Raw genomic sequence first — 21,429 nt, forward strand, 5'->3', positions numbered from 1 at the left:
GTGACGCGCCTGCCGAAAACCAAAAACAAAAAGAATGAGGGACAGACTTGCGCCGGGGGAGATTTCCCCCGGCGTCTTCATGTCTACAACGCCGGTTTCCTGCGCCAGCCCCGGCTGCGACGCATCCTTGCGCTGGCGGGGTGGCGCGTGACGCTGGGCCTGCCGGGGCCCGAGGCGTTCGTCGGCGTCTGGGGCCAGTCGCCCTATGCCGCGCGCGGCGAGGCGGTGGCCGTCCGTCGCGGCGTGCCGCTGGTGCGGATCGAGGACGCCTTCCTGCGCTCGCTGCATCCGGGCCGTGACGGCGAGCCGCCGCTCGGGCTGCTCATCGACCGGCGCGGCGTGCATTTCGACGGGCGCACCCCCTCGGATCTCGAGCATCTGCTGGCGACCGAACCGCTCGACGACCACGCCCTGCTCGAGCGCGCCCGTGGTGCCATGGCCCGGATGCGCGTGGCGCAGCTGTCGAAGTACTCCGCCACCGATCCCGCCGTCCCCGCGCCCGAACCCGGCTACGTGCTGGTGGTCGACCAGACCCTCGGCGACGCCTCGGTGCGCGCCTCGGGCGCCGACCGCAACCGCTTCCTCGAGATGCTCTACTGGGCGCAGGAAGAGCACCCCGGCAAGCGCATCCTCCTGCGCACCCACCCCGAAACCCGCGCCGGCCACCGCCCCGGCCATTTCACCGCCGATGACGCGCAGGGGCGCATCACGCTCTGCACCGATCCGGTCTCGCCGCAGGCGCTGCTCGAAGGCGCCGTCGCCGTCTACACGGTGTCGTCGCAGATGGGGTTCGAGGCCATTCTCGCCGGCCACCGCCCCCGGGTCTTCGGCCAGCCGTTCTATGCGGGCTGGGGGCTGACCGAGGACGAGATGCCCGTCGCCCGCCGCCAGCGCCGCCTGACGCGCGCCCAGCTCTTCGCCGCGGCGATGATCCTCTACCCCACGTGGTACGACCCCTACCGCGACCGGCTCTGCGAGCTCGAGGACGTGCTCGCGACCCTCGAGGCGCAGGCGCGGGCGTGGCGAGAGGATCGCAAGGGCTGGGTGGCAGAGGGCATGCGGCTCTGGAAGCGCAAGCCGCTGCAGGGGTTCTTCGGGCGCGAGAAACCCGTGGTCTTCGCCGCCGACCCCGAGGCTGCCCGAACGCAGGCAAAGAAGGACGGGCGCCGCCGCATCGTCTGGGCCAATAGGGCCAAGGACGACGAGGCGGTGCGGGTCGAGGACGGGTTCCTGCGCTCGCGCGGGCTTGGCGCGAGCCTCGTGCCGCCGCTGTCGCTGGTGGCCGACGATCTCGGCATCTACTACGATCCGACCCGGCCGTCTCGGCTGGAGCGGCTCATCGCCGAAAGCCACGCCCTGCGCCCCGACCAGACCCTGCGCGCCAGCCGCCTCATCGCCCGGCTCGTGGGCGGCGGGCTCACCAAGTACAACCTAGCGGGCGCGGTCCCAGCGCTGCCCGAAGGCCACCGCATCCTCGTGCCCGGGCAGGTCGAGGACGACGCCTCGATCCTTCTCGGCAGCCCGCGGATGCAGAGCAACGCCGCCCTTCTGGCGAGGGTGCGCGCGGACAACCCCGGCGCCGTGGTGCTGTGGAAACCGCACCCGGATGTCGAGGCCGGGCTGCGCCCCGGCAAGGTCGAGGATCCGCATCTCTGGGCCGACGCGACGCTCTCGGGCGTGGCGATGGGGCCGCTGCTGGAGCAGGTGCACGAGATCTGGACCATGACCTCGCTCACCGGCTTCGAGGCGCTGCTGCGTGGCCTTTCGGTCACCACGCTCGGCGCGCCGTTCTACGCGGGCTGGGGCCTGACCCGGGATCTTGGCCCGGTGCCCGCGCGCCGCCTCGCAGGGCCGCGCCCGACGCTCGAGGGGCTGGTGCACGCGACGCTCATCGCCTACCCGCGCTACCGCGACCCGGTGACCGGCCTGCCCTGCCCGGTCGAGGTCGTGGCCGACCGGCTCGAAGCAGGCCACATCCCCCGCGCGGGGCCCCTGAACCGCAGCCTGTCGAAGCTGCAGGGGCTGCTCGCCGGTCACGCCCACCTCTGGCGCTGACACATCCGGGCGCGGCCCTTGTCGATCCCCGCCGTGACTGCGATAACGTCTCCCCAAGTGCCAGGGCCGCGATCACCGCGCCCGCAATCTGGAGACACGACATGCTGAAAGGTTTGGGCGGACTTGGCGACATGGCCAAGATGATGAAGGCCGCGCAGGAAATGCAGGGCAAGATGACCCAGCTTCAGGAAGACCTGAAGACGATGGAAGTCACCGGCGAGTCCGGAGCCGGCCTGGTCAAGGCCACGGCCTCGGCCAAGGGCGAGCTGCGCGCGCTCGATATCGATCCGTCGATCTTCAACGCCGACGACAAGGAAGTGGTCGAGGACCTGATCCTCGCCGCGGTGAAGGACGCGCAGGCCAAGGCGCAGGAGCGCGCGCAGGAGGAAATGCAGAAGCTCACTTCCGAGATGGGCCTGCCCGCGGACATGAAGCTGCCGTTCTGACCCGTCAGGCGCAGGCATGACGACCGGCCCGCGCGGCCGGTCCGGGCGGGGCCCCTGCGGGGGCCCTGAGAACGCCGGAGCGAGATCCGGCAAGACCTCCGGCACCCTCGAGGGACCCCCACATTGTCCGACCGCAACGAGATCGACGCGCTGATCGACCTGATGGCCCGCCTGCCCGGTCTCGGACCGCGCTCGGCGCGTCGGGCGGTGCTGCACCTCATCCGCAAACGCGCACTGCTGCTGCAGCCGCTTGCCGATGCCATGGGCGCCGTCGCCGCCAGCGCCCGCGAATGCCTCAACTGCGGCAATGTCGGCACCGCCGAGATCTGCCCGATCTGCGCCGACGAGCGCCGCGGCAACGGCCAGCTCTGCGTGGTCGAGGACGTGGCCGATCTCTGGGCGATGGAGCGCTCGGGCGTCTTCAAGGGCCGCTACCACGTGCTGGGCGGCACGCTCTCGGCGCTCGATTCCGTCGGCCCCGAAGAGTTGCGCATCCCGCAGCTCGTGCACCGTGTCGAGACCGAGGCGATCACCGAGGTCATCCTCGCGCTCAACGCCACCGTCGACGGCCAGACCACCGCGCATTACATCGCCGACCAGCTCGAGACGCGCGTCGAGCTGACTTCGCTGGCGCAGGGGGTGCCGATCGGGGGCGAGCTCGACTACCTTGACGATGGCACGATCACCGCGGCGCTGAACGCCCGCAAACGGATCTGACCGTTTTTCCCTTTTGTCTCAAACTTGTCGCGCAGGCAGGCCAGTCCACGCGGGATTTCGACCACCGCGAGGCAGACGTTGTGGCCGGCTACGGGCTCTGCACCGGCAGGCTCTCGGTCTTCCTCGGCTACGGCGGCGGCAAGGGCGAGCTCGACGACGGCGACGGCGACACCGCGCTCAAGCTGTCGGCAAACCTGTCGTTCCGAGCCCTCACGACCAGCAGGAGCCGCCCTGAGACCCGATCTCCGGGCCGTTTCCAGTCAGACCCACGCCACAAAGAAAAAGGCGCCCCGCCAGAGCGGAGCGCCTTTTGTCATTCGGTGAGCGACGGGCTCAGCGACGGGGATCGTCGCTGTCGTCATCCTCGTCATCGTCGTCCCCGCCGGCGGGCAGGTTGAAGAAGCTGTCCGCATCCGAGAAGTCGCTCGGGCCCTTGTGGTCGTCCTCGTCGTCGTCGCCACGCGGATCGGAGAGCGAGAAGGTCTCGAGCCCTTCGATCGCGGTCGGCAGGCGCGGCTCGGTGTCCATGCCGAGGCTCTGCTCGGTCGAGACCAGTTTGCGACGCTCGTCGTCGGTCATCACCTCTTCGCGGTTCTTCGCGGCCTTGGCGACGGCGCCGTCAAGCTCGGACTGGCGGCAGAGGCCCAGCGCAACCGGGTCGATTGGCTGCATGTTCTGGATGTTCCAGTGGGTGCGCTCGCGGATCGACTGGATGGTCGGCTTGGTGGTGCCGACGAGCTTCGAGATCTGGCCGTCAGTGAGTTCCGGGTGGAACTTCACCAGCCACAGGATTGCGTTCGGGCGGTCCTGACGCTTGGACAGCGGGGTGTAGCGCGGGCCGCGGCGCTTGTCCTCGTCGACAGCGGCGGCGTTGTACTTGAGCTTCAGCTTGTGCATCGGGTTCTTCTCGGCCTTGTCGATCTCCGACTGCTCGAGCTGGTTGTTGCCGACCGGGTCGAAGCCCTTGACGCCGGCAGCCACGTCGCCGTCCGCGATGCCCTGCACCTCGAGCTCGTGCATGCCGGTGAGATCGGCGATCTGCTTGAAGGTCAGTGTGGTGTTGTCGACCAGCCAGACGGCGGTCGCCTTGGGGTGCAGCAGTTTGGCCATGTCACGTCTCCTTGCAATTCTTCTCCCCCGCTCCCAGGCCGTCTTCTGGGCCGGGAGGTCCCGAATCTTCTTCGGGACAGGTTACCGTTGTCGGGGAACTTCCGGCCTATATAGTGGCGCCCGAGCCAAGAGGAAAGAGAAAATGCGCTGGCTGGTTGCCCTGCTCTTGACGGTATCACTTGCCCGTGCTGATGGCGAGGAATCCGGCGCGTTCGACTATTACGTCCTGTCGCTGAGCTGGTCCCCCACATGGTGCGCCCTCGAAGGCGATGCGCGCGACGCCGAGCAATGCGACGCCGCGCATGGCTGGATCCTGCACGGGCTCTGGCCGCAGTATCACCGCGGCTACCCTGCCTTCTGCCCGACGTCCGCACCGCCGCCGGCACGCTCGGAAACCGCCGGAATGGCCGACATCATGGGCAGCGGCGGCCTTGCGTGGCACCAGTGGAAGAAGCACGGAACCTGCTCCGGCCTCGCGGCGGGGGACTACTTCCGCCTCGCCCGCACCGCCTTCGGCAACGTCACCCGCCCCGAGGTCTTCCGCAAGCTGCAGGCGCCGGTGACGCTGCCAGCGGCGCTGGTCGAGGAGGCGTTCATAGCCGAGAACCCGGGGCTCGAGCCGGACATGCTGACTGTGACCTGCGACGCAGGCCGCATCGAGGAGGTGCGGATCTGCCTCTCGAAGGGACTCGCCCCGGTGCCCTGCGGCAGCGACGTGGTGAAGGACTGCACGCTCGGCAGCGCCCTGCTCGACCCGGTGCGCTGACTTCGCCGCGGCCCGCGCCCGAGTCCCTGCACGAAGATAAGGCTGCTCCGCGCGCGCGGATGCTCTGCGACAGAATAACCACCCGCCGCGCCGCGGAACTTCGCCATTCGGGGCTTTCCCGGACAGGCGAGTCTGCGCATAGTCCCCCGCAGGAGTGAGATCAGGGAGGAGACACCATGGGTTGGCTTGCCAATGAAACCGGACTCGGGAGATGCGAAGCGAACTACGTTCCGCTGACGCCGCTGTCGTTCCTGCACCGGGCGCGGCAGGTCTATCCCGACCACATGGCGGTGGTCTACGGCCCGCACCGCAAGACCTACGCCGAGTACCACGAGCGCGTCTCCCGCCTTGCCTCGGCGCTCACCAAGATCGGGGTGGAGCCCGGCGACGTGGTCGCCACCATCCTGCCCAACATCCCCGCGCAGGCCGAGGCCCATTTCGGCGTGCCCGCCTGCGGCGCGGTGCTGAACGCCATCAACACCCGGCTCGACATCGACACCATCGCCTACATCCTCGACCACGGCGAGGCCAAGGTGGTGCTCTGCGACCCGCAGTTCATCCCCCATCTCGCCGAGGCGATGGAGCAGATGGAGCAGGACCCGCCCACCGTCATCGAGGTCGCCGACCCGCACGGCGGCGCCAAGGCCTTTGGCGACTACCTCGAATACGAGGATTTCCTCGCCACCGGCGACCCGCATTTCACGTGGATCATGCCCGAGGACGAGTGGGAGAGCCTCGCGCTCAACTACACCTCCGGCACCACCGGGCGGCCCAAGGGCGTGGTCTACCACCACCGCGGCGCCTACCTGAACGCCATGGGACAGGTGCTGAGCTGGCGCATGGTGCTGCACCCGGTCTACCTGACCATCGTGCCGCTCTTCCACTGCAACGGCTGGTGCCACACCTGGATGATGCCCGCGGTCGGCGGCACCGTGGTCTGCTGCCGGGACATCGCCGCGCACAACATCTACGACGCCATCGCCGACGAGGGCGTGACCCACTTCGGCGGCGCGCCCATCGTGCTCAACATGATCGTCAACGCCCGCGAGGACGAGAAGCGCAGCTTCGAGCACGTGGTCGAGGTGTTCACCGCCGGTGCCCCGCCCGCGCCCGCGACGCTCGCCAAGATCGAGACCATGGGCTTCAACGTCACCCAGGTCTACGGGCTGACCGAGACCTACGGGCCCGACGTGGAATGCGCGTGGCAGGGGACGTGGGATCACATCAAGGGCGACGAGCGCGCCGCGATGAAGGCCCGTCAGGGCGTGGCCATGCCCTTCATGGAGCATGTCACCGTCATGGACGAGCAGATGAACATCATCGAGGCCGACGGCGAGACCAAGGGCGAAATCATGCACCGCGGCAATGGCGTGATGAAGGGCTACCTCAAGGCGCCCAAGGCCACCCGCGAGGCCTTCGAGGGCGGCTATTTCCACTCGGGCGACATCGCCGTGCTGCATCCTGACAGCTATCTGCAGATCGCCGACCGGGCCAAGGACATCATCATATCGGGCGGCGAGAACATCTCGTCGGTCGAGGTCGAGAATACGCTCATGGCGCATGAAGCCGTGCTGCTCTGCGCGGTGGTGGCCAAGCCCGACGAGAAATGGGGCGAGGTGCCCTGCGCCTTCGTCGAGCTGAAGCCCGGCCACGCGGCGACCGAGGCCGAGCTCATCGCCTTTGCCCGCGACCGGCTGGCCGGGTTCAAGACCCCCAAGGCGGTGGTGTTCGAGGAGCTTCCCAAGACCTCGACCGGCAAGATCCAGAAGTTCCAGCTGCGCAGCCGGGCCCGCGAGCTCTGACCGTGGCGTCCCGGGGCCCCGGGCGGCCCCGGGGATCGCCCGCCGGCGAGGGGTCGCTGCCCTGCACCACGGCGTGCTTCTCAAAAAGGTTGTCGGCGAAGACCGGCACGCCTGCGTCTAGGTAAAGCGCGATGCCCGCGGCGATCCACGGCCAGAGCAGCGGGACGCCGGCGGGCGAGACGGGTCCGGGCACCTCGGTCCGTTGTCGCTGCCATGCGTCACGGCGATCCACGCTCCGGTGACATGGTAAGGGCGTCGGGCGCCCTGCCCCGGCGACGCTCAGCCCTCGGCCCTCGCCGCGGCCTCGCGGTCGGCGCGGGCGATGTCGGCGGCGGCCTGCAGGTGGATCGACATCGCCATCGCCGCCCATTCCGGAGAGCGCGCCGTGATGGCCTCGGCGATCTCGATATGGTGCCGGGCCGAGCGCTGCATGTCCGCCTCGCGGTACATGCGGAACGTCCGTGCCACCAGCGCGAGGTGCACGACCACCGAGAGCATCGCCTTGAGACGCGGCGAGCGGGCGGCCTGCAGCACCAGCCCGTGGAAGGCCTCATTGGCATCCGACAGCGCCCGGAAATCCTCTTCCGTGCGCGGCGGCACCCGGTCGGCCATGCGCTGCGCGAGGGCGCGCATCTCGGCCGCCTCCTCGGGCGTGGCGTATTTCGCCGCGCGCCGCGCGGCGTAGGATTCGAGCATCAGACGGATCTCGAAGATCTGCTGCACGTCGTCGTCCTGCAGCGCCACGACCCGCAGCCCCGGCCCCGCGTCGCGGGTCAGCAGCCCTTCGAGCAGCAGCCGTTTCACCGCCTCGCGCACCGGCGTGCGGGACATGCCCAGCGTGTCGGCCAGCTCGAGCTCGGTGACCCGGTCGTTCTCGTTGAGCTGGCCCGAGAAGATGCTGTCGCGGATCGCGTGGTAGGCCTGCTCGGCGGCTGGGCCCTTGGGGGGCACTGGCTTGGGGTCTTTCATGAGCCTCTTTCTGGCAGTCGGCTTCCTCCCCGTCGGCGTTCCGGCGTCCGGCGGCGCGCTCACGAGGCCAGCGCGGCGGGCGGAAAGGATCCGGCCTTCATTACCATGCCCGGCACCTCGTGGCCAAGCTGCGCCTCGAGCCAGCGCGCCGCCTCGGCCGCGCGCTCCACGTCCCAGCCGGTGTCGATGCCTGCGCGGTGAAGCATGTAGGCGAGGTCCTCGGTGGCGACATTGCCGGTGGCCCGCGGCGCGAAGGGGCAGCCGCCGACCCCGCCCAGTGAAGCGTCGAAGGCGGTGACCCCGCTCAGGATCCCGGCCCAGGCATTGGCGAAGCCGGTGTTGCGGGTATTGTGCAGGTGCAGGCGGATCGGCAGCTCCGGCCAGCGCTCGCGCACCGCCCCCACCCGCGCGGTGATGTCGGCGGGGCTGGCCACGCCGATGGTGTCGGCCAGCGTCAGCTCGGCGGGCGGCACCTCGAGCGCGCGCTCGAGCACCGCCATCATGCGCGGGATCGGCATCTCGCCCTCGAACGGGCAGCCGAAGGCGGCGGCAAGGGTCATCCCGGCGCCGATCCGGCCTTCGGCCGCGCGCGCGACCTCGTGCCAGAGCGCGATGCCATCGTCGGTGCTCATGCCCTGGTTGCGGCGGCTGAAGGTTTCGCTCAGCACCACGGCGAAGTTCACCTCGTCGAGACCCGCCGCCAGCGCCCGGTCAAAGCCGCGCCGGTTCAGCGCCAGACCGATGTAGCGCGCCTTCCCGCGCGGCAGGGCTGCGGCCACCTGCTCGGCGTCGGCCATCTGCGGAACCTTGTTCGGATTCACGAAGCTGGTGACCTCGATCCGCTTTGCACCTGCAGCAATTGCGCGGTCGATCAGTGAAATTTTTGCATCCAATGTCAGAATCGTTTTTTCGTTCTGGATCCCATCTCTCGGGGAAACCTCAACGATTTCAGCTTTTTTTGGCAGCATCTCTCCCTCCTCCGGAAAATTGCTGTTTACACGGCTCACAAAAATGTATCCATTTAGCGCAGGCTTGTCGATGCGCGTCGCGCACTGGCGACAGGCACCGAAGCGAGGGGGAGAGCGCTGATGAAGCAGGCCGAGGAGCCGCGGCAGGGGCCGCTTTCGAACATTCGCGTGCTCGAGATGGGCCAGCTTCTGGCGGGGCCGTTCTGCGGCCAGCTGCTGGCGGATTTCGGCGCCGAGGTGATCAAGTGCGAGCAGCCCGGATCCGGCGATCCGCTGCGCGTCTGGGGGCAGGAAAAGCCCTACGGCAAGTCGCTGTGGTGGCCGGTGGTCGGGCGCAACAAGAAGTCGCTGACCATCAACCTGCGCACTGCCGAGGGACAGGCGCTGATCCACGATCTGGTGCGCGACACCGACATCGTGATCGAGAACTTCCGGCCAGGCACCATGGAGCGCTGGAACCTTGGCTACGAGACCCTGCGCAAGATCAACCCGCGGCTCATCATGGTGCGGGTCAGCGGCTACGGCCAGACCGGCCCCTACTCCGCCCGCGCCGGCTACGGCGCCATCGGCGAGGCGATGGGCGGGCTGCGCTACGTGGTGGGCGATCCGTCGACCCCGCCCAGCCGCATGGGCATCTCGATCGGCGACGAGCTTGCCGCCACCTACGCCTGCATCGGCGCGCTCATGGCACTGCACCATCGCCAGACCAGCGGCGAGGGGCAGGTCGTGGACAGCGCCATCTACGAGGCGGTGCTCGCGATGATGGAGAGCACGGTCAGCGAATACGACGTGGCGGGCTACGTCCGCGAGCGCACCGGCGCCACCCTGCCCAACGTTTCGCCCTCGAACGTCTTCCGCACCCGTGACGACAAGATGCTGCTGATCGCGGCGAACCAGGACACGGTGTTCCGCCGCCTCGCCGCCGCCATGGGCCGCCCCGAGCTTGCCGAGGACCCGCGCTACGCCACCCACGCGGCGCGCGGCACCAACATGCGCGAACTCGACGGGCTGATCGAGGACTGGACGCGGACCATCGACCTGGAACCGCTTCAGGACCTGCTCGAGGACCACGGCGTGCCCTGCGGGCTGATCTACTCGGCCGCGGACATGCTCAAGGACCCGCATTTCGCCGCGCGCGAGGCCATCGTCGAGCTGCCGCACCGGGATTTCGGCTCGATCAAGATGCAGAACGTGGCGCCGCGCCTGTCGGAAACGCCCGGCAAGCTGCGCCATGTCGGCCCGGAGCTGGGCGAGCACACCGAGCAGATTCTGCGCGACCTGCTGTCGGTGACGCCCGAGCGACTGGGCGAGCTGCGCGAGAACGGGATCGTCTGACCCGCATCCGAATTCGTGGCCGGAGCACCGGGATGGAGGTCCCCGCCGGTCACAGCAACCGCCCGAACCGGGCAACGACCGGGGCCACGGCCCCTGGAGTCTCTGGGAGGAGATACGTCATGAAAGCCTTCGTCACCGGCCTGCTGCTGGCCAGCACCGCGATCGTCGCGACCACATCCGCCGCCATGGCCGAGCGCACCCTGCGCGCGACCGTGCAGGTGGCGGTGAACCACCCCATCGGCGCGAACGTCGTCACCTTCAAGGAGAAGCTCGAAGAGATCTCGGGCGGCGAGATGTCGGTCGAGATCTACGACAGCGCCCAGCTCTTCAAGGGCAGCGAAGTGCCCAAGGCCGTGGCGAGCGGCGCCATCGACATGGGCGTGGTGCTGGCCGACGAATATTCGGGCACCCTGCCCGCCGCAGGCATCTTCTCGGTGCCGTTCCTGTTCCCGACCTACGAGGTTCTCGCCAAGGCCGCCGACCCGGAAGGCGACTTCCGCAAGGCATTTGACGGCATGATCGGCTCGACCGGCACCAAGGTGCTCTGGTGGCAGGACTACGGCCCCGTGCAGCTGCTCTCCAAGGGCGAGGCGCTGACCTCGCCCGACCAGATGAAAGGCAAGCTGGTCCGCGCGCTCGGCAAGCCCTCGGGCGACTTCATCGATGCGGTGGGCGGCACCCCGGTGGTGATCGGCGGCTCCGAGCAGTTCATGGCCTACCAGCGCGGCACCGTCGACGTGGGCATGAGCGGCACCACCGCGGTGGAATCGCGCAAGCTCTACGAGGTGATGGACCACGTGACCATGACCAACCACTCGCTGGCCGAGTTCATCGTGGTGATCAACGACGGCCTCTTCGACAGCCTCTCGGACGAGGAAAAGGCCTGGGTGACCGAGGCCGCGATGACCGCCGAGCAGAGCCTGCGCGACCAGACCGAGGCCAACAACATGGCCTCCGCCGAATGGCTGGCCGACGGCCGCGCCACGGTGACCGAGCTGACGCCGGAGCAGGTCACCGCCTGGCAGGAGGCCGCCGCGCCCGCGGTCGACGTCTTCGTCAAGGATGGCGGCGACCTCGGCAAGCAGCTGGTCGACGCCGTCCAGGCGCTCTACTGAGCCCGCCACCATGGCACATGAGGCAACGCACAAGGGATCGGGAGCGCATGGCGCTCCCGCATCCGCAGATGGCGCCAGGCTGCCGCCGTCGCTGCGCGCCCTGCGCATCGTCGACGGCATCTCGGTGACCGCCGCGCGCATCGCGGCCGTGATGATCGTGATCATCGCCGTGATCCTCGCCTACGAGGTGCTCGCCCGCTACGTCTTCCGCGCGCCGACGCGCTGGACCTCGGACGTGGGCACCACGCTGATGATCTGGCTGACCTTCCTCGCCATGGCACAATCGCTGCGCAGCGACGGCATGATCCGCATCACCGCCGTCGTGGCCAACGCGCCGGCACCGCTGCGCAAGCTGTCGCAGGGCTTCACGCTGGTGGTCATCGGGGGCTTCTCGCTGCTGGCCGTCTGGCTCTGCTTCGGCGCCATGGTCGAGAGCTTCACCATGGGCCGCCGCCAGCCCACCATGCTGCAGATGCCCGAATGGATCGCCGAGGCGCCGATCATCGTGGGATATGCCTGCCTCGCGCTGCAGGCGCTGGCCGATCTCGTCCGCCTGCCGTTCCGGCCCGCGCCCGCCTTCGTCTCGCATGAAGAGGCGGAGCTTCACTCCATGACCGAGGACGCCCGATGATCCCCATCTACATCGTTTCCGCGCTGGTCCTGCTGCTGCTCACCGGCCTGCCGGTGGCCTTTGCGCTGGCGGCGCTGGGGACCGGGCTCATCGTGCTCAAGGGGCTTCCGCTGGCGCTGATCCCGACCAACCTCTTCGGCTCGCTCAACGATTTCGTACTGCTGGCGGTGCCGCTGTTCCTCTTGATGTCGAACATCCTGCTCAAGGGCGGCGTCGGACGCGACCTGTTCCGCGCGGTGCAAAGCTGGGTCGGCCACTGGCCGGGCGGCATCGGGGTTGCGGCGCTGCTGTCCTGCGGCATCTTCTCGGCGATCTCGGGAAGCTCCGTGACCACCGCCGCCACCGTCGGCACCGTCGCCGTGCCCGAAATGACGAAGCGCGGCTACAAGCCGTCCTTCACCCTCGGGCTGCTGGCAGCGGGAGGCACGCTGGGCATCCTCATCCCGCCGTCGATCCCGCTGATCGTCTACGGAGTCATCGCCGAGGAAAGCATCGGCAAGCTGTTCCTTGCGGGGGTCGGCCCGGGCATCCTTCTGATCACCGTCTTCGGGCTCTATACCGTGCTGTCGGCGGCCTTCGGCGGCAATGCCGCGGCCAGCCCCCGCGCCTCGTGGTCCGAACGGACCGAGGCCACGCTGCGGGCGCTGCCGACGGTGCTGCTGGCGGTGGTGATGCTGGGCGGGATCTACGCCGGAGCCTTCACGCCGACCGAGGCGAGCGCCATCGGCGCGGCCATGGCACTGGCGATCACCGTGGCGCAGCGCTCACTGAGCTGGAGCGATTTTCTCCGGGCGGTGAAGGACAGCGTGCAGACCACCACGGTGATCTTCCTCATCGTCGTGGGCGCCAAGATCTTCGGCCAGGCGATTACGCTCTACCAGATCCCGCAGCAGGTGGCGCATATCTTCGACACCCACGTGCCGGGCACGGTGGGCTTCATCGTCATCGTCTCGCTGATCCTGCTGTTTATCGGGCTCTTCCTCGAGAGCATGTCGATGCTGCTGATCATGGTGCCGGTGCTGCTGCCGACCGTGCTGGGGCTCGGGCTCGACCCGATCTGGTTCGGCGTCTACTTCGTGCTGCTGATCGAGATCGCGCTGATCACGCCGCCGGTGGGGCTGAACCTCTTCGTGATCCAGGCCATCGCCAACAAGCCGCTGGTCGTGGTGGTCCGGGGCGTGGTGCCCTTCGTGCTGATGATGCTCTTCGTGGCGGCGCTGTTGTCGCTGTTCCCGCAGATCGTGCTGTGGCTGCCGTTCCACCTCTAGCGTCCCGACAGCGGGGCCCAGACCCCCGCCGCGCCGCCAGAGACCTGGGTGCTGCAGACGATCGCGACACCTCAGAGGAACGAACACTGGTAATGAATGCTGGAAACGAAAAAGGCGCCCCCAGGGGCGCCTTTTGTGTCGAGAGCCACCGATTTTGCGCTTTCGGCCTCGGATAAGCCATTGAAACCTATAAGGTCGATTTTGAGCTCAGAATGGCTTTGTTGCAGAACTCATCAGCTTCCGGGATTCACGGCGTGAATCCGGTGGGTTGAGAGCCTGCCATGAGCAAGCCCGAACCCGCTCGCTACCGTACGACCAACTGGAAATCCTATAACGACGCGCTGGAGCGGCGCGGATCGCTGCTCGTCTGGCTAGACCGCGACATGGACTGGCTTGCACCGAAGGCTGGCAAGCCCGGACGTCCGCCGGTCTTCTCCGACGCCGCCATCCAGTTCTGCCTGATGATCAAGGGTGAAGGGCGCCCGGGCAACAGTCCGGTGGACTGTTGCCAGCCCTGAACGGGCTCTGCCCCGGGCTCTTCGGCCTGCCGCTTCGGCAAACGACCGGAATGGTCGCCAGCATCCTCGAGATGGCTGGTCTGGACTGGCCGGTCCCGCACTTCTCCACGCTCAGCCGCCGCCAGAAGACAATCGCGGTCCAGCTTTCGTCGCGCCGGGTTCCGGGCCCTCTGAACCTGCTGGTGCCCTCTCGGGACATTGCTTCGCAATACCCTGCCGGGTGACAGACCGCGCCGGGATCAGGTTCCTAGGCGACGGAGAGTGGCTGGCGAGGAAGCATGGCACCCACCGCCGCCGCCAGTACCGCAAGGCCCATCTGGCGATGGACACGGAGACCGGCGACATCGGGGCGGTGGAATTCACCTCTAGCCGCGAGGGCCCCTCTCGTGGTTCTGCTGCGCAAACCACTGTCAGGCAGTGGACACCTCGATCTTCTGGACCAGATCCCGGAAAACGAGGAAATCGGCACCGTTACCGGTGATGGCACCTTCGACACCCACCGTTGCCATGCGGCGATCCTTGCACGCGGCGGCACAGGGGCTCGGGCACTCCTTCGGACCGGGGGCAGTCATGCCCTCGCTCCCATCCGCAGAAATGGCCGCCTCTGGAAAGAAGATTGCCCCGCCGCCTTGGTCCGCAACGATATCCTGAGGGCAACCCGGCGCCTCGGCCGGGCGATCTGGAAAAGGTGGTCCCGCTATCATGCCCGCAGCCGGGTCGAGGCCCGGATGAGGACCCTGAAATCCTTCGGCCAGCGGATCACCTCGAGGGCCTCCGGACCCCCGACAGCCGAGATCGAACGCGTGGCCTGACCTCAGCTGGGAAAGAGCCCTCATGTCCTGAAGCCGACTTCTGCAACAATGCCGGCGTGACTCCACACGTGCTCAGGCACACCGCTGCTGTTCACATGGCTGAGGCTGGCATCTCGATGGACGAGATCGCCCAGTATCTCGGCCACTCGGACACCCGGATCACCGCCTCGACCCACGCGCGTCACAGCCCCGAGCACCTGCGCAGAGCGGCAAAGACACTGGAGTTCGACCAGGCGTCCGGTTCAACGAACCAGGGGGAACTGTTTGAGAAACGAACAAGGCGCCCGAAGGCGCCTTGTTTCATTGGTCGGAGTGAGAGGATTCGAACCTCCGGCCCCTGCCTCCCGAAGACAGTGCTCTACCAGGCTGAGCTACACTCCGACCGTGGCGGGCGGGATACCCCAGCCGCAGGGGTTTGGCAAGGCTCATTGCGGGGTTTCTTGCAGGGTTTTTTCACGCCGCCCCAAGGCACGCAGAAGCGGCCCGATCCGCAGCGAGGTGCCGGTCTCGAAACGGGTGCGCGTGCGCAGCACGGGCGTGTTCTCCGAGGCCGTGCTGCGGCTCTCGCGGAGCACGATGTAGACCCCCGAGCCGATGATGAGCACCGCCCCCGCAAGAGTCATCGCGTCGGGCCATTCGTCGAAGAACAGCGCCCCGTAGAGCGTCGCCCACAGGAGCTGCGAATACTGCATCGGTGCCACGATCACCGCCTCGCCGTTGCGGTAGGCGCCGATCAGCACGAAGCCCCCGGTGATGGCCAGCACCGCCATAACCCCCACCGCGCCCAGATGCTCGATCGGCATCGGCTGGTAGACGAAGGGCAGCGCGCAGGCCATGATCACGAAGTTGGTCAGCATCGGGTAGAGCAGCAGCACGACCGAGCGCTCTTCTTGCCCGATCTTGCGCACCACGATGGCGGCCAGCGCTCCGGTACACGCACCGACCAGCGCCGCGGCATGACCCAGCGTGAGCTCGGTCCGGCCGGGGCGCAGCACCACGATGACGCCCGCGAGCCCCACCAGTACCGCGATCCAGCGCCGCAGCCGGACACGCTCGCCCAGGATGGGAATCGCCAGCACGGTGATCACCAGCGGCTGCGCAAAGAGGATGGCGTAGGTCTGCGCCAGCGGCAGCACCGAGAAGGCGTAGAACACGCAGATCCCGGTGATCACCGCCGAGACCGTGCGCAGCGCCGTCCACCACGGGTGGATCGGCCGCAGGTGACCCGGGGTGGTGTCGCGGATCAGCATGAGACTCACCAGCGGAAAGCTGAAGAGCACCGAGAAGAAGACGATCTGGAAGGGCGCGTAGCTTCCGCCGAGGAATTTCACGACGACGTCGTGCGAGGCGAAGAGCGCGAAGGAAAGCAGCGCGAGAAGTGCGCCTTTTGCATTATGTGCCATTCTGGAGAGTGCCGCGACAGAAGAGAGGAGGAGGAGGGAAACGGCTTCGAGTCTGTCACCGCTCGCGAGCGCTAACAAGGGCAGTTGCCACCCTCGCGTGCGCTTGCTGCAGGTTTGCGCGAATGCCAGGCTCTCGGATGGGGGATCGGACAATGGATCCGGACATACTGTCGGTGCCGGGCGGCGTCGGGCTGTTCCTGTTCGGGATGCTGGCGATGACCGGCGCGCTGCGCGGCCTCGGGAGTCGCCAGGTGCGGGCGATTCTCGCGCGGTCCAGCACCTCGCCGCTGACCAGCGCGACCTCGGGTACGGTCACCACCGCGGTCATCCAGTCCCCGAGCGCCGGAGCCGCGGCGGCGCTGGACGAGCTGCACGGCTGTCTCGCGCGGATCCGCGAGCCCGCCGATGCGGTGACCGCGACCAAGCGCTGCTCGGCGCTCCTGCAGCAGTACCACCATATGAACCGCCTCGCGCCGCGCATGACCCGCGAGGACGGGATGCAGCGGCCGCTCACAGGCATCGGGCTGCACCGACCCGCTCTGGCCTTCGGCGCGGTGCTGCAACGGGCCGCACAGTGAGAGCGGCGCGCCGCGGAGCTTCAGAGGCTCGCGCGGCTGGACGCCGGGCGCCCCCGAAGACTGCGGCGGCAGGCTTGGCTGAGGGAGCACGCGGGGCTGGTCGGCATGTGCGAGGTTTTGAGCTCGCCAACTCTATGCGGTGGCGGAAGCGGGCGGCGCGGTACGCCGCCCGGTCAATGCAGTAAGGTGAGCTTCCCGCAAGCGATATGCCTGCAACGCCGGACCGGGACCGGCTGGAACCAGTGCCCGCAGGGGCGCCTCAGAGGCTCGCGTCGAGGGCGGCGAGGATCGCGTCGCCCATGCCCGAGGTCGAGACCGGGGTCGCACCCTCTTCGCCCAGCAAGTCGGCGGTGCGGACACCGTCGGCGAGCACCGTCTCGATGGCCTTCTCGAGGCGCTCGGCCTCGGCGCCCTGGTCGAAGCTGTAACGCAGCGCCATGGCGAAGGAGAGGACGCAGGCGATCGGGTTCGCCTTGCCCTGCCCCGCGATGTCGGGCGCGGAGCCGTGCACCGGCTCGTAGAGCGCCTTGGGACGGCCGTTGGCCATCGGGGCACCGAGCGAGGCCGAGGGCAGCATGCCCAGCGAACCGGTCAGCATGGCGGCGGCATCCGACAGCAGGTCACCGAAGAGGTTGTCGGTCACGATCACGTCGAACTGCTTGGGCCAGCGGCAGAGCTGCATGGCGCCGGCGTCGGCATACATGTGGCTGAGCTCGACCTCGGGGTATTCCTTGCCGACCTCGGTGACGACCTCGCGCCAGAGAATGCCGGATTCCATGACATTGGCCTTCTCCATCGAGCAGACCTTCTTGCCACGGCGCATCGCCAGCTCGAAGGCCGAGCGGGCCACGCGGTCGATCTCGGACTCGGTGTAGCGCTGGGTGTTGATGCCGACGCGCTCGTTGCCCTCTTCGATGATGCCGCGCGGCTCGCCGAAGTAGATGCCCGAGGTCAGTTCGCGCACGATCATGATGTCGAGCCCGGCCACCACGTCCTTCTTCAGCGACGAGAAATCGGCCAGCGCGTCGAAGCACTGGGCGGGGCGCAGGTTGGCGTAGAGGTCCATCTCCTTGCGCAGCCGCAGCAGGCCGCGCTCGGGCTTCACCGAGAAGTCGAGGACGTCGTATTTCGGACCGCCCACGGCGCCGAGCAGGACGGCGTCGACCTCCTGCGCCTTGGCCATGGTGTCGTCATGCAGAGGCGTGCCGTGCTTGTCGTAGGCGGCGCCGCCCACGAGATCCTCGCTCACATCGAAGGTGAGGCCGCGCTTGTCGCCATACCAGTCGATGATCCGCCGCACCTCGGCCATGACTTCGGGGCCGATGCCGTCGCCCGGCAGGATCAGAAGCGAAGGGTTGCTCATGGGAATATCCTCTCCTCGGAATGTCCCGCATCGGGTATCCCTTGGGGCCGGAATGGTCAAGAAAACAACGGTGATAACCCGTCTTCCAGAAGCTCCCGGACCCGCGCGATGCGCGGCGTGCGCCGCATCGCCTCGTGCACCGTGAGATAGACCGGAAGCCCCGGCAGCCGCAGCCCGGGAAGCAGTCGCTCGAGCCGCGGATCGCGGTCGGCGATGTTGCATTGCAGCACCCCGATGCCGCAGCCCGAGACTACCAGCTCGTAGCCGGTCACGAAGTCGTCGCAGCGGGTGCTGAACCAGTCGCGGGTCGCCGGCAGCCCCATGTCGCGCATGGCGCGCAGCATCATGTCCCGGCGGTCGAGCCCCACCAGATCGCTCTGCCAGAGCGCCTCGACCGTGTCCGGGCGCCCCCGGCGGTCGAGGTAGTCCCGGGCGGCATAGACGCCCATCTCGAGATCGCCGAGGTGGCGCAACACGAGGTCGAGCTGCTCGGGGCGGTACATGCGGACGGCAATGTCGGCCTCGCGGTAGTGCAGGTTCTCGGTCTGGTCTGTCGGCACGAGGTCGATGGCGATCTCGGGCTCGAGCGTCCGGATCCGGGCGATGATCGGCGGCAGGTGGTAGCGGGCGGACATCACGCTCGCGGTGATCCGCACCGTGCCCGCCAGCCGCTCGGAGCGGCCCTCCGCCGCCAGCCGCAGCGACTGCAGGCTGTCGCGCATTGCCTGCGCATGGGGCAGGAGCGCGGCACCGGTCTCGGTGAGGTCGAGCCCGCGCGGCTGACGCCGGAACAGCTCGACCCCGAGCTGCCGCTCGATCCCGCGCACCTGCCGGCCGACCGTGGGCTGGCTGGTGCCCTACCAGCGCTGGGAGGCCGAGATGCCGGAGCTCACCGACCGGCTCATCGACGCCGCGCGCAGTTCGGGCGCGACCATCCTTCAGCCGGCCAACGTCTACGTCTTTGGCGAGGGCGCGCCCAAGCTTCTCGGCACCGACACGCCGCACCGCGCCCGCAACCGGCTCGGGCGGGTGCGGATCGAGATGGAAGAGCGCCTGCGCGCTTCCGGCCTGCCGGTGATCCTGCTGCGGGCGGGCAATTTCCTCGACGACGAGCCGTCGGGCAACTGGTTCGACAAGGTGATGGTCCCCAACCTTCGGAAGGGCACTCTGACCTGGCCGGGCAACCCGATGATCCCACATGCCTGGGCCTGGCTGCCCGACCTCGCCGAAGCGGCGCGGATGCTGGCCGACTGCCGCACCGAACTGCCGCGCTTCGCCGACATCCCCTTCCCCGGCTTCACGCTCTCCGGTCAGGAGATGGCGGCGCAACTCGGCCGCATCGTCGGGCGCGACATCGCGATCCGGCCGCTGCGCTGGTGGATGCTGCAGCTTGCCCAGCCGGTCTGCGGCAGCGCCGGAGGGCTGTTCGAGATGCGCTACCTCTGGGACATGCCGCACCGGCTCGACCCGGCGCCGCTGGCGAGGCTGCTGCCGGAGTTCCGCGCCACCCCGGTCGACGAGGCGCTGCGCCGCGCCACCGCGCATCTCACGGCAGGGACAGGGTCACGGACACCAGCCGATGCCGCTGCCCCTCGACGGGCGGCCTGACCTCGGCCCCGATGACCTCGAGCCCGGCGGCGGGGAGGATGTAGCTCACCCGCATCGGGCCCGGGCCGTCCCAGACCACCGTCGGCGCATCGGGCAGCGGATCCTGCAGCCGCGGGTCCGCGAGCACCTGCGCGATGGCCTCGTGGCGGCCGTCGCCCCGCACCGGGTCGACGTTGGCATTGCCGATCAACACCGGAGCACCGGGCAACGCACAACCGAGCCCGCCGTCGAGACACTGCATCCAGAGCCCCAGCTCATCGTGGTTGCGGCGCCCGTTGCGGTCCTCGGGCCCGTCGAAGACCGGCGGCGTCGCAGCCCATGCCAGCAACGCGAGCGGCGTGCTCCCGGTGTCGAGCGACAGCACCCAATGCGCCGAGGAGGACAGCCGCTGCACCTTTGGCGCCGGGTCCTCCGCCTGCCGCAGGTTTCCCGGCAGGTCGCTCCAGAGCAGGTCGGTGAACGCCGCCACCAGCGACAGCGGGCGCGTCGACAGCACCGCCATGCCGCCCTGCCCCGAGAACTCGCCATACCCCTGCGCATCGCGCGGCCCGCCGAGCAGCCCGTCCCCGTCGAGATCCAGCCCCGTCGGCCTTCCCGCGTTCGGCCGCCGCGCGAACCGGTGCGGATAGCGCGCGCCCGCGGCATCCAGCGCGTCGGCCAGCGCCCTCAGCGCGACACCGCCGTGATCGTAGTCCACATCCGTCAGCAGCAGCACGTCGGGCGCGACCTCGGCGATCTCAGTCACCACCGCCGCAAGCTCTCCGCCGCCGATGTCGCGCAGCAGCAGGCCGGGACCGTCGCGCGACAGGTCCGCGTTCCAGGTGGCAAGGCTCAGGGGGTCGGCATGCAGCGCCCCGGCAAGGAGCAGCGAGACGATCAGGCCGCCTGCAGATCCGCCTGCGCGTGGGCGCGGCGACGCTTTTCCTCGATCAGCCCGGCGATCCGCCCCAGCGCCACGCCGCGCATGATCAGGCTTGCGGGAAGAAAGGCCCATGCGCTCATCGTCCAGATCATCGTCTGTGCATTGGCCAGCGACAGCGGGTCGATCATCTCGGACGCCAGCTCCATCACCGCCGGAATAACGAATGGCAGAAGAAACCCTAAGGCGACGTTAACGTGGGCGTCCCGACGCAGGCGATAGAGGATGTCCGCACCGGCGGTCGGGTCGAAGAGCGGCAGGTTCACCCAGAAATTGAACGCTCCGTTGCGGATCGGCCAGTTCAGCAGCCGCACGATCACGACAAACGAAAGAACGGCAATCAGCGACACGAGATAGGAAAGCCCCGCCCCGATGCGCACCATCCCGACCCGCTCTGGCCGCATGTCCCTGTCCGCCGCCAGCACCATCAGCCGCACCGGCGAATAGGGGAAATCGAGCAGCTGTCCCACGCCGGCACCGAACCCCGCCAGCGCCGCGCCGAGCCGCGTCGGATGCACATCCTGCCGCCAGATCAGCACCAGCACCAGCACCGCGACGAAGAGCGCCACGAAACGCAGGCGGTTGAACGGCGGCGCATCGCGGAACTCGATGAACGAGGGGTAGTCCCCGACATATTCGACGAAGGTGAGGAGGGCCGCGACCAGGGCGAGCAGCGCGATCATCTGGGATCCGTCCGCGGTCACCCCCGGCAGGAACACCGCAGGCATCGCGATCAGGAACGCGATGAGAAAGGCCCGCGCACCGGCCTGCACCAAACGCTTGAACACCACCCAAACCCCTTCGGTCGCGCCGGGCCCTGATCCGTATCGGGGCCCCGCTTGTACCTGATCCCGCAAACCGACGCGGCGCATCTCACTTTTGCCCAATTTCTGCCCACATTCCCCAGGCTCAGCAAGGAACTCTTCAGCTAGGCGCCCGGAATGCGATACTTACGTGGAGGAAACGGTGCCTTTTTGCATCATTGTTACGCCGCCGTTGCGCAGATGTTCCAGGGAGCCACAAGATGTTGAAAAGCCGCGGGTCTT

Annotated in this window: 19 protein-coding genes, 1 tRNA gene and 2 pseudogenes; 13 read left to right on the forward strand and 9 right to left on the reverse strand. The window is 68.3% G+C overall.

Features of this window, described 5'->3' with window-relative positions:
- The 3 genes from BLQ77_RS22545 (at position 1) to recR (ending at position 3,218) form a co-directional block, all read left to right on the forward strand.
- Positions 1–2,055: a capsule polysaccharide biogenesis protein gene (locus BLQ77_RS22545; RefSeq protein ID WP_089963021.1), complete on the forward strand. Its 2,055-nt coding sequence runs from the start codon at positions 1–3 to the stop codon at positions 2,053–2,055.
- A gap of 101 nt (positions 2,056–2,156) precedes the next feature.
- The gene (locus BLQ77_RS22550) at positions 2,157–2,501 is read left to right on the forward strand and encodes a YbaB/EbfC family nucleoid-associated protein (protein ID WP_008884730.1); all 345 of its coding nucleotides are present in this window, start codon (positions 2,157–2,159) and stop codon (positions 2,499–2,501) included.
- Positions 2,502–2,624: 123 nt separating this feature from the next.
- Positions 2,625–3,218, forward strand: a complete 594-nt coding sequence (gene recR, locus BLQ77_RS22555) for a recombination mediator RecR (protein ID WP_089963023.1) — start codon at positions 2,625–2,627, stop codon at positions 3,216–3,218.
- 333 nt (positions 3,219–3,551) lie between these two features.
- On the opposite strand, the gene BLQ77_RS22560 is transcribed toward recR, so the two are convergent.
- Positions 3,552–4,328, reverse strand: a complete 777-nt coding sequence (locus BLQ77_RS22560) for a DUF1013 domain-containing protein (protein ID WP_008884479.1) — start codon at positions 4,326–4,328, stop codon at positions 3,552–3,554.
- Positions 4,329–4,470: 142 nt separating this feature from the next.
- Between BLQ77_RS22560 and BLQ77_RS22565 the strand changes: the two genes are divergently transcribed.
- Both BLQ77_RS22565 and BLQ77_RS22570 read left to right on the forward strand, forming a co-directional pair.
- Entirely contained in the window at positions 4,471–5,094 is a 624-nt protein-coding gene (locus tag BLQ77_RS22565) for a ribonuclease T2 family protein (RefSeq protein ID WP_008883881.1), read from the forward strand.
- A 176-nt stretch (positions 5,095–5,270) separates the two neighbouring features.
- Complete coding sequence (locus BLQ77_RS22570; RefSeq protein ID WP_089963024.1) at positions 5,271–6,896, forward strand: AMP-binding protein; 1,626 nt, start codon at positions 5,271–5,273, stop codon at positions 6,894–6,896.
- Between the two features lie 279 nt (positions 6,897–7,175).
- Here BLQ77_RS22570 and BLQ77_RS22575 read toward each other — a convergent pair whose 3' ends face one another.
- Complete coding sequence (locus tag BLQ77_RS22575) at positions 7,176–7,865, reverse strand: GntR family transcriptional regulator (RefSeq protein WP_165617179.1); 690 nt, start codon at positions 7,863–7,865, stop codon at positions 7,176–7,178.
- A gap of 59 nt (positions 7,866–7,924) precedes the next feature.
- Positions 7,925–8,833 carry a hydroxymethylglutaryl-CoA lyase gene (locus tag BLQ77_RS22580; RefSeq protein WP_089963025.1) on the reverse strand — a complete coding sequence of 303 codons (909 nt, stop codon included), beginning with the start codon at positions 8,831–8,833 and terminating at the stop codon, positions 7,925–7,927.
- Between the two features lie 120 nt (positions 8,834–8,953).
- Here BLQ77_RS22580 and BLQ77_RS22585 point away from each other — a divergent pair, with 120 nt between their 5' ends.
- The 6 genes and pseudogenes from BLQ77_RS22585 to BLQ77_RS29715 form a co-directional block, all read left to right on the forward strand.
- Positions 8,954–10,168, forward strand: coding sequence for a CaiB/BaiF CoA transferase family protein (locus BLQ77_RS22585; RefSeq protein ID WP_089963027.1), 1,215 nt, complete (start codon positions 8,954–8,956; stop codon positions 10,166–10,168).
- 119 nt (positions 10,169–10,287) lie between these two features.
- Positions 10,288–11,283: a TRAP transporter substrate-binding protein gene (locus BLQ77_RS22590; protein ID WP_089963029.1), complete on the forward strand. Its 996-nt coding sequence runs from the start codon at positions 10,288–10,290 to the stop codon at positions 11,281–11,283.
- Positions 11,284–11,293: 10 nt separating this feature from the next.
- Entirely contained in the window at positions 11,294–11,914 is a 621-nt protein-coding gene (locus BLQ77_RS22595) for a TRAP transporter small permease (RefSeq protein WP_008883842.1), read from the forward strand.
- Positions 11,911–13,182, forward strand: a complete 1,272-nt coding sequence (locus BLQ77_RS22600; RefSeq protein WP_089963030.1) for a TRAP transporter large permease — start codon at positions 11,911–11,913, stop codon at positions 13,180–13,182. The genes BLQ77_RS22595 and BLQ77_RS22600 overlap by 4 nt, the downstream gene beginning before the upstream one ends.
- Before the next feature lie 281 nt (positions 13,183–13,463).
- Positions 13,464–14,512: pseudogene (locus BLQ77_RS22605) on the forward strand (IS5 family transposase).
- A gap of 68 nt (positions 14,513–14,580) precedes the next feature.
- Positions 14,581–14,688, forward strand: a pseudogene (locus BLQ77_RS29715) (tyrosine-type recombinase/integrase); the annotation flags it as partial.
- Between the two features lie 128 nt (positions 14,689–14,816).
- On the opposite strand, the gene BLQ77_RS22615 reads toward BLQ77_RS29715, so the two are convergent.
- Positions 14,817–14,893: transfer RNA gene (locus BLQ77_RS22615), tRNA-Pro, on the reverse strand.
- A gap of 44 nt (positions 14,894–14,937) precedes the next feature.
- A complete protein-coding gene (locus BLQ77_RS22620) occupies positions 14,938–15,915 on the reverse strand; it encodes a DMT family transporter (RefSeq protein ID WP_089963032.1) in 978 nt (325 codons plus the stop codon).
- 152 nt (positions 15,916–16,067) lie between these two features.
- Between BLQ77_RS22620 and BLQ77_RS22625 the strand changes: the two genes are divergently transcribed.
- The gene (locus tag BLQ77_RS22625; RefSeq protein WP_165617180.1) at positions 16,068–16,493 is read left to right on the forward strand and encodes a hypothetical protein; all 426 of its coding nucleotides are present in this window, start codon (positions 16,068–16,070) and stop codon (positions 16,491–16,493) included.
- 259 nt (positions 16,494–16,752) lie between these two features.
- On the opposite strand, the gene leuB is transcribed toward BLQ77_RS22625, so the two are convergent.
- Together leuB and BLQ77_RS22635 are read right to left on the reverse strand one after the other, a co-directional pair.
- Positions 16,753–17,856, reverse strand: a complete 1,104-nt coding sequence (gene leuB, locus BLQ77_RS22630; protein WP_089963035.1) for a 3-isopropylmalate dehydrogenase — start codon at positions 17,854–17,856, stop codon at positions 16,753–16,755.
- A 56-nt stretch (positions 17,857–17,912) separates the two neighbouring features.
- A complete protein-coding gene (locus BLQ77_RS22635; protein WP_242661821.1) occupies positions 17,913–18,683 on the reverse strand; it encodes a LysR family transcriptional regulator in 771 nt (256 codons plus the stop codon).
- Between the two features lie 13 nt (positions 18,684–18,696).
- Between BLQ77_RS22635 and BLQ77_RS22640 the strand changes: the two genes are divergently transcribed.
- A complete protein-coding gene (locus BLQ77_RS22640) occupies positions 18,697–19,464 on the forward strand; it encodes a Rossmann-fold NAD(P)-binding domain-containing protein (RefSeq protein WP_242661822.1) in 768 nt (255 codons plus the stop codon).
- On the opposite strand, the gene BLQ77_RS22645 is transcribed toward BLQ77_RS22640, so the two are convergent.
- The gene (locus BLQ77_RS22645; RefSeq protein ID WP_165617181.1) at positions 19,403–20,458 is read right to left on the reverse strand and encodes an endonuclease/exonuclease/phosphatase family protein; all 1,056 of its coding nucleotides are present in this window, start codon (positions 20,456–20,458) and stop codon (positions 19,403–19,405) included. The genes BLQ77_RS22640 and BLQ77_RS22645 overlap by 62 nt on opposite strands.
- On the reverse strand, positions 20,341–21,159 hold the full coding sequence (locus tag BLQ77_RS22650; RefSeq protein ID WP_375360213.1) for a hypothetical protein: 819 nt from the start codon (positions 21,157–21,159) through the stop codon (positions 20,341–20,343). The genes BLQ77_RS22645 and BLQ77_RS22650 overlap by 118 nt, the downstream gene beginning before the upstream one ends.
- Positions 21,160–21,429: the final 270 nt, after the last annotated feature.

The organism is Salipiger thiooxidans (genome assembly GCF_900102075.1).
Classification (GTDB): Bacteria; Pseudomonadota; Alphaproteobacteria; order Rhodobacterales; family Rhodobacteraceae; genus Salipiger; species Salipiger thiooxidans.

Coding starts and splice junctions, on each gene's coding strand:
- BLQ77_RS22575 (WP_165617179.1), bottom strand. CDS start 7,865: ATGAAAGACCCCAAGCCAGTGCCCCCCAAGGGCCCAGCCGCCGAGCAG.
- BLQ77_RS22595 (WP_008883842.1), top strand. CDS start 11,294: ATGGCACATGAGGCAACGCACAAGGGATCGGGAGCGCATGGCGCTCCC.
- BLQ77_RS22645 (WP_165617181.1), bottom strand. CDS start 20,458: ATGGGCCTTTCTTCCCGCAAGCCTGATCATGCGCGGCGTGGCGCTGGG.
- BLQ77_RS22625 (WP_165617180.1), top strand. CDS start 16,068: ATGGATCCGGACATACTGTCGGTGCCGGGCGGCGTCGGGCTGTTCCTG.
- BLQ77_RS22570 (WP_089963024.1), top strand. CDS start 5,271: ATGGGTTGGCTTGCCAATGAAACCGGACTCGGGAGATGCGAAGCGAAC.
- BLQ77_RS22600 (WP_089963030.1), top strand. CDS start 11,911: ATGATCCCCATCTACATCGTTTCCGCGCTGGTCCTGCTGCTGCTCACC.
- BLQ77_RS22590 (WP_089963029.1), top strand. CDS start 10,288: ATGAAAGCCTTCGTCACCGGCCTGCTGCTGGCCAGCACCGCGATCGTC.
- BLQ77_RS22560 (WP_008884479.1), bottom strand. CDS start 4,328: ATGGCCAAACTGCTGCACCCCAAGGCGACCGCCGTCTGGCTGGTCGAC.
- leuB (WP_089963035.1), bottom strand. CDS start 17,856: ATGAGCAACCCTTCGCTTCTGATCCTGCCGGGCGACGGCATCGGCCCC.
- BLQ77_RS22550 (WP_008884730.1), top strand. CDS start 2,157: ATGCTGAAAGGTTTGGGCGGACTTGGCGACATGGCCAAGATGATGAAG.
- BLQ77_RS22580 (WP_089963025.1), bottom strand. CDS start 8,833: ATGCTGCCAAAAAAAGCTGAAATCGTTGAGGTTTCCCCGAGAGATGGG.
- BLQ77_RS22620 (WP_089963032.1), bottom strand. CDS start 15,915: ATGGCACATAATGCAAAAGGCGCACTTCTCGCGCTGCTTTCCTTCGCG.
- BLQ77_RS22585 (WP_089963027.1), top strand. CDS start 8,954: ATGAAGCAGGCCGAGGAGCCGCGGCAGGGGCCGCTTTCGAACATTCGC.
- BLQ77_RS22565 (WP_008883881.1), top strand. CDS start 4,471: ATGCGCTGGCTGGTTGCCCTGCTCTTGACGGTATCACTTGCCCGTGCT.